This window comes from Streptomyces ossamyceticus (assembly GCF_001418475.1).
Lineage (GTDB): Bacteria > Actinomycetota > Actinomycetes > Streptomycetales > Streptomycetaceae > Streptomyces > Streptomyces ossamyceticus.
In genome coordinates this window covers 17,566-17,825 of sequence record NZ_LIQX01000050.1, presented here as the reverse complement: position 1 = coordinate 17,825, position 260 = coordinate 17,566, and the positions used below count along the sequence as shown (strand labels likewise).

Sequence of the window (260 nt, the reverse complement as noted above, 5' to 3'; positions counted from 1 at the left end):
GCTCCGCCCGCTCCCCGGCGCTCCTTCCTCCGCCGCCGCTACCCCGTCCCCTCCGCCCGTGCCAGCAGCAACCGCCGTTCCCGTTCGTTGCGGGCGAGGGTGGCCGCTCGTGCGAACTCCTCGCGGGCCTCGTCCGGGCGGTCCAGGCGGGCGAGGAGGTCGCCTCGTACGCTCGGCAGCAGGTGGTAGTCGCTGAGGGCCGGTTCCGTGGCCAGGCGGTCGACGATCTCCAGGGCCGCGGCCGGGCCGTCGGCCATCGA

Annotated in this window: 1 pseudogene; it reads right to left on the bottom strand. The window is 76.2% G+C overall.

From position 1 onward, the window contains the following. Positions 1-38: 38 nt before the first annotated feature. Positions 39-260 (bottom strand): annotated as a pseudogene (locus AOK15_RS46520) (RNA polymerase subunit sigma-24); the annotation flags it as partial.